Below are 6163 nucleotides of genomic sequence, written 5' to 3'. Positions count from 1 at the left end.
TGTGAATTAAATTCAGGATATTAAATTGGTCATAACCTCAATCTAATTGAATATTTATAAATTCAATCGATACAATCATATTAAGCCTGTTTAATTCATAGTAAGAGTACTTTATTAGCTGCGGTTTGAGCTTTAGCTCTAGCTTCATCTGTAGTTTTTCCTTTGGCTAAAGCGACTCCCATGCGACGGTAGGGGCGAGAATCAGGTTTGCCAAATAATCTGATGTCCGTATCTACTATTGTCAAAGCCTCCGCTACATTAGCAAAAGCAATACTATCTGAATGCTTATCTGCCAGAATTACCGCACTAGCAGCGGGAGAGAAAACTTCTATTTTGGGAATGGGTAAGCCTAAAATTGCTCGTAAATGTAATTCAAACTCATTGAGGTTTTGAGAAATCAAAGTTACCATGCCCGTATCGTGGGGGCGGGGAGATAATTCGGAAAAAATCACTTCATCTTGAGTAATAAAAAACTCAACTCCAAAGATCCCCGCACCGCCCAAAGCATCGGTAACTTTGGTAGCTATAGCTTCAGCAGCTTTAGTTTGGCTGGGGGAGATTCCCGCAGGTTGCCAAGATTCCTGGTAGTCGCCTCTTTCTTGACGATGAGCGATAGGAGGACAAAATATGGTTGGCGCATCCCACTGTTTGACAGTCATTAAAGTGATTTCTAGGTCAAAATCAATAAATTCCTCGACAATTATTTTTTGGGTATCTCCCCGCGCTCCTGCGATCGCATATTCCCAGGCAGTATCAACTTCCGAAGCAGATTTAACCATCGACTGTCCTTTCCCTGAAGAAGACATGACAGGCTTAACTACATTAGGAAAGCCAATTGATTCAGAAACTATCTTTAATTCTTCTAAACTGGTAGCATAGGCATATTTAGCAGTGCGAATACCCAATTCCTGTGCTGCCAATTCCCGAATGCGATCGCGATTCATCGTATATATGGTAGCCATTGCCGTAGGAATCACAGTAATGCCCCGAGCTTCAAATTCTTGCAGTTTTTCCGTTCTAATTGCCTCAATTTCAGGAACAATAAAGTCGGGCTGATATTTTTTGATTGTTCTTTCTAAATCTTCTCCATCGAGCATCGAAATTACTTCTGCTGCATCAGCTACCTGCATGGCTGGGGCATTAGCATACCGATCTACTGCTACTACAAAATTTCCCAAACGCTGGGCAGCGATCGCAAATTCTTTTCCCAATTCTCCCGCGCCCAAGAGCATTATTTTCTGAGGTAATTGCAGTTTTTTCATGAATTATGACTAAAAATTAAGCAATAAACGATCCGAAATAAATTGTAAAGCATTTACAATTTTTTCCAGATTCTTTTATTTTTAAATTGATGAATATTTGTTAATCAAATTAGGTCAAATTATTATAGATTTTGTAAAGTTACAAGTGAACTTTATTTTGATGAAAGTTTGTACTATTATATGTATGCTTATTATTTCACTAGTCTTTATTTATTTTTAAGGTTATGTCTATAATCAAGATTAAAGAGCTAAAAGCTAATTCTACAAAATCCCAACTTCAAGAACTAAGCGATTTAGAAACAGCTAACATTATTGGCGGTTGTGACGAAGAAGAAAAATCTGCTCGGAATATTATTCAAAAAGCTATGGAACAAGCGGTAATACGTAGCGATGCTTCTCTAAATGGAAATCGTCAGTAAAGAAAATCAAAATCGTTGTTCGTTCAAAAGGTATAATAAGGGGCTGGGTTTAACTCTCGATCTACAATCGGAAGTAGACACCATATTTTAAGTTACCCTAGTTAGACAAAACTATACTAAATTCAATTTATGGAAGAACAACGTAAAAATCCTGCTTTAGTTCAAGAAGCTCGCTACGAACCTGCGATCGTGATTCCTATTAAGCGAGGAGCTTCTTTAATTGATTGGTTAAAAGCAAACAATCGTCTAATTCCTCGCGAAACTGTAGAAGTAGAAAAAGTTAAAGCTGATGACGATCTAGATATGCTTATGGATGGGGAAGACGATGATGATTTTGACGATGACGATGATTAAAATCCTCCATAAACAATAAATTCTACTCTTATAATGATTATTCATCGATCGCTCTGGTAAAACTAGAGCTCGATGGGTAACATTAGGAAAAAATTGGTAGTAGTTTCATTGTGGATGTTAAATCACTCGCGACAGAGAAGTTGATCGTTCCTTCTGGTAAAAGCCTGTTAATATTTGCGATCGCTGTTTTAAGCTTAAGTGCGATCGCCCTAGACTATCAAGATAGTATTTCGGGCAAACAGTTTGGTTTGTTATCCTTTCCCCTCCTAAGCTGCACCTCGATCGCTGCCTTGATGGGCAATTGGGTAATTCCCATGCTCAACCGCTTAAAAACGGGGCAAATCGTCCAAGAAGATGGTCCCCAATCTCACTTAAAAAAAGCTGGCACGCCCACTATGGGAGGCATTTTTTTTGTTCCTGTAGCAGTAATAATTGCTTTAATTGGAATTACTTTAAATCCTAATATTCCTGCTATTTCCTCAGAAGCGATCGCTGTATGCGTGGTTACTCTGGGTTTTGGTTTTATCGGTTGGATTGACGACTGGCAAGTATTACGTAAAAAGTCCAACAAAGGTATCTCCCCCCGAATGAAATTGACTCTACAAATAGGGTTTGGGGCATTATTTACTTTCTGGTTATATTGGCACGAATCGTCTTCCATAGCCCATTTAAGTCTTCCTGGAGGAATCGATCTTGCTCTAGGATGGTTATTTCTGCCTTTAGCTATATTTGTCTTGGCAGCGGAAAGCAATGCCACCAACCTAACCGATGGAGTAGATGGATTGGCTGGGGGTACGGGGGCGATCGCTTTTTTAGGCTTAGGAGCAATTATCAGTGCAGATTCTCCCGATCTAGCTTTGTTTTGTGCCTGTATGAGTGGAGGTTGTTTGGGTTTTCTGGTTCACAATCGCAATCCTGCAAGGGTATTCATGGGGGATACGGGTTCTCTGGCTTTAGGAGGCGCGCTAGGAGCAGTAGGACTCAGCAGTGGTAACCTTTGGGCTTTATTTATCGTTAGCGGTCTTTTCTTTATCGAATCTCTCTCCGTTATCGCTCAAGTAGGTTATTACAAAGCTACCAAAGACGAAAATGGTCGAGGAAAACGCCTGTTTAAAATGGCACCCATTCACCATCATTTTGAACTGAGTGGTTGGGCTGAAACTCAGGTGGTAGGAATGTTTTATGTAGTTAATTTGTTCCTGGTTGCGATCGCCTATTTTGTGCGTTAAATATTTGCTGTCAATTGCTGGTTCAAGACTGCAAGATTTACCTGATATTGCTGAAATAAGTTGTTAATCTCGGTATTACCTGTTTCCGTCAAGCGAACTAAACCCCATAAAATATGTTCTGTTTTGATGGATTTTTTGTTTTGCAGTCGAACGATTTGTAAAGCTAATTCCAGAACAAATTTACTTTCGGAATTGAGTTTGGGGTTTTTATTTGTTAGTGATGGATTAACTTCAATTTCCCTACTGCTGTTAGCACCACTGGCTACAAGCAAACGGGCAGAAGTAGTCGCTCGATCTCTTAATAACCCTGCCAGCAAATGTTGGGGTTCAACTTGGTTCGACTTCATTTCTTTGGCTACGTTTCGAGCAAAATTGATTGCAGCGATCGCTTGAGAATCGAATCTTTCCAAACCGAATTCCAATCCCAAGAAATTTTTAACTTGTTTGACTAGAGTTTGCATGGATTTTTTTCCTTCATAAATAAAAATATCCTCGATCGCCACATTTAATAAACTGGCAATTTTACAAGCCATCTCCAAACTAGGATCGAATTTTCCAGATTCAAAACCATTAATTGCCTGACGAGTAACTTCGAGTTTTCTTGCAAGTTCGGCTTGGGATAGTTGATTTGATTGTCGAAGTTCCTTGAGTCGGTTTTTCATTATTTAGTTGCTTATCTGTTAAGTATTAATTTACATATCGAACAACTAAAATGTCAAGTCAGACTTAACACAAAAGGCTTATATTATCTGGCATCGGTAAATAAAAGTATGATTTCTCAAGTTAAATATTTTACTGAGAAGATCTAGTTGCACAACTAAAAATTGGGGTTAGGTAGTTTTCCAAAGGAGGTACAAATGGTAGAGTGACGATATTATCTTTATTTTTGAGCTAGTTTTTTTTCCAAGGAGAACTAATTATTATGAGCGATCGACCCATTATTCTCGGCATAGTTGGTGACAGTGCAGCAGGTAAAACCACTTTAACCAAGGGGATTGCTAAGGTTTTGGGGCAAGATAACGTTACGATTATTTGTACTGATGATTACCATCGTTACGATCGCGCTCAACGAGCCGAAATGAAGATATCTGCCTTGCATCCCGACTGTAACTATCTAAATATTATCGAACAGCATTTAGCTTTGCTCAGGAGAGGACAGGCAATTCTCAAACCCATTTACAATCACAGTACGGGAACGTTCGATCCCCCAGAATATATCGAACCTCGCAAATATGTAATTGTGGAAGGTTTATTGGGTTATTCTACGCGCAAAATGCGAGACAGCTATGATGTTACTACCTATTTAGCCCCTCCCGAATCATTACGGGCGGCTTGGAAAATCAAACGGGATACTCGCAAACGAGGTTACAACGAAGAACAAGTTTTAGAGCAACTGCGTCAAAGAGAGCCAGATTCGGCAGCTTTTATTCGTCCTCAGCGAAAATGGTCGGATATGGTTGTCATTTTTTATCCTCCTGAAGGTACGGAGAATGCAGGAGATAATTTGCTGCTCAATGCCAAATTAGTTCTGCGTCCTACTATTCCTCATCCCGATTTAACTGGTTTTCTCAATGCGGAAGGGAGTCATTTAGGAGATGCTATTCGTTTAGGCTTAGATCGAGATATGGGAAAACCCGTCGATATTTTAGAAATAGACAGACGGGCTACCCAAGAACAAGTACTAGAGCTAGAAAAAATTATGTGTGGTGAAGTTCCTTACCTCGGTCAGTTTTGCGGTCTGGAAGGCAATCAAGATTTGGGTACGGTAATTGGGACTACAGGAGAAACCCTACAAAGTTATCCCTTGGCGTTGACTCAATTATTGATTACCTACCATATGCTCAAGGCTGCGGTTTAGGGGGTAGATAGGTTTTAAAATCTAGGGTTGAGAAGATTTAAAATTTTTCCAGCCCACGATTTTGCTGCCGATGCGAAAAATAATCGAGCTAGCTAACCCTAATTTAGAGATTGCTTGATTCAGCAACTGAGTCTGTTCATGGTCTACACTAAATAAATGAGGACAATTAGCAAAATCAATGCACAAGACTGTGGAACGACCCCAAGGTTCGCGAGAAATATCGATATCTTGGGGCAAACAAGTAGCCAAAGAACGAAATTTGCTTAAAGCAGCTTGTTCTAGATTGGCACTCGTACAATTTAATGGCGATTCCATACTTTCCGAATCCTGACGATCTCGGTGACAACTACTCTCAATCGAGTTACTTTCTTAGACTAACACTTACTATTTTGAAATGCTATTGTTTGGGTGTTATTTAATAAATTCTTCTAGTTGTTTAACTTAAGAAAAAATCAGTTACAGTGAATATTTTTTGGTTTTAAATAGACCGATTCTAGATAAATCAATTAAAATATTAATTTTATTTACTAAAATATAACTTTGCTTAATAATCGTGCAACAAAAATCTAATATCAATAATCATCAGTCAGAATTAGATCTCGGAACGGGCGATCGCCTAATCGCTGGATCTTTAGGAGAGTTAGACAGTTTACTTTTAGAAAAAGCTTTTTTGGGGGTCAATTCAGCTAAGTTAGCCTATCCCGATCGAGCATCCAACTTTATGCCTAAAAATGCTTTATATATCACAGAAATTGACGATAAATTTTATTTTCTCGACTATACAAAAGCCGAACCAAGCGATCGCCCTATTGCGATTACTACTGACAGTTTAGCTACTTCTTCCGTAGCACCTGCTAATATTTCCCCAGCAGATTCCGATTTAGCCAAAGAATCGATTAAAAACAAAAAAGCAGCTTTATTTACAGGCAGAAAAGCTTTATTAATTGGGTTGGGATTGGGAGTATTTTTTACTTTGGGAGCGAGTCGTTTATTTTCTAGCCCTACTGCCAGCAATGGAGGAGAATCTACCGCACCTGAAGT

At 39.0% G+C, this 6163-nt stretch carries 7 protein-coding genes and 1 pseudogene; 5 read left to right on the top strand and 3 right to left on the bottom strand.

Annotated features, from left to right (window positions below; all coding sequences use genetic code 11):
* Window positions 1-95: 95 nt before the first annotated feature.
* On the bottom strand, window positions 96-1262 hold the full coding sequence (gene purT / locus AC33VI_RS14160) for a formate-dependent phosphoribosylglycinamide formyltransferase (RefSeq protein WP_491782911.1): 1167 nt from the start codon (window positions 1260-1262) through the stop codon (window positions 96-98).
* A 224-nt stretch (window positions 1263-1486) separates the two neighbouring features.
* Between purT and AC33VI_RS14155 the strand changes: the two genes are divergently transcribed.
* From AC33VI_RS14155 to mraY, 3 genes are all read left to right on the top strand, one after another.
* Window positions 1487-1681 carry a hypothetical protein gene (locus AC33VI_RS14155; RefSeq protein WP_491782910.1) on the top strand — a complete coding sequence of 65 codons (195 nt, stop codon included), beginning with the start codon at window positions 1487-1489 and terminating at the stop codon, window positions 1679-1681.
* A gap of 129 nt (window positions 1682-1810) precedes the next feature.
* The gene (locus AC33VI_RS14150; RefSeq protein WP_491782909.1) at window positions 1811-2035 is read left to right on the top strand and encodes a DUF3134 domain-containing protein; all 225 of its coding nucleotides are present in this window, start codon (window positions 1811-1813) and stop codon (window positions 2033-2035) included.
* 110 nt (window positions 2036-2145) lie between these two features.
* Window positions 2146-3264: a phospho-N-acetylmuramoyl-pentapeptide-transferase gene (gene mraY / locus AC33VI_RS14145; RefSeq protein ID WP_491782908.1), complete on the top strand. Its 1119-nt coding sequence runs from the start codon at window positions 2146-2148 to the stop codon at window positions 3262-3264.
* On the opposite strand, the gene AC33VI_RS14140 is transcribed toward mraY, so the two are convergent.
* The gene (locus AC33VI_RS14140) at window positions 3261-3926 is read right to left on the bottom strand and encodes a helix-turn-helix transcriptional regulator (protein WP_491782907.1); all 666 of its coding nucleotides are present in this window, start codon (window positions 3924-3926) and stop codon (window positions 3261-3263) included. The two genes, mraY and AC33VI_RS14140, sit on opposite strands and share 4 nt — an antisense overlap.
* A gap of 260 nt (window positions 3927-4186) precedes the next feature.
* Between AC33VI_RS14140 and AC33VI_RS14135 the strand changes: the two genes are divergently transcribed.
* Window positions 4187-5122 (top strand): phosphoribulokinase, encoded by a 936-nt coding sequence (locus tag AC33VI_RS14135; RefSeq protein ID WP_491782906.1) that lies wholly within the window; start codon window positions 4187-4189, stop codon window positions 5120-5122.
* Between the two features lie 21 nt (window positions 5123-5143).
* Here the strand turns inward: AC33VI_RS14135 and AC33VI_RS14130 are convergent, their stop codons facing one another.
* Complete coding sequence (locus AC33VI_RS14130) at window positions 5144-5437, bottom strand: hypothetical protein (protein ID WP_491782905.1); 294 nt, start codon at window positions 5435-5437, stop codon at window positions 5144-5146.
* Window positions 5438-5675: 238 nt separating this feature from the next.
* On the opposite strand from AC33VI_RS14130, the pseudogene AC33VI_RS14125 reads away from it, so the two are divergent.
* A pseudogene (locus AC33VI_RS14125) lies at window positions 5676-6163 on the top strand (hypothetical protein); the annotation flags it as partial.

It is taken from the genome of Waterburya sp. (assembly GCF_058530065.1).
This window is presented reverse-complemented; position numbering and strand designations above follow the sequence as displayed.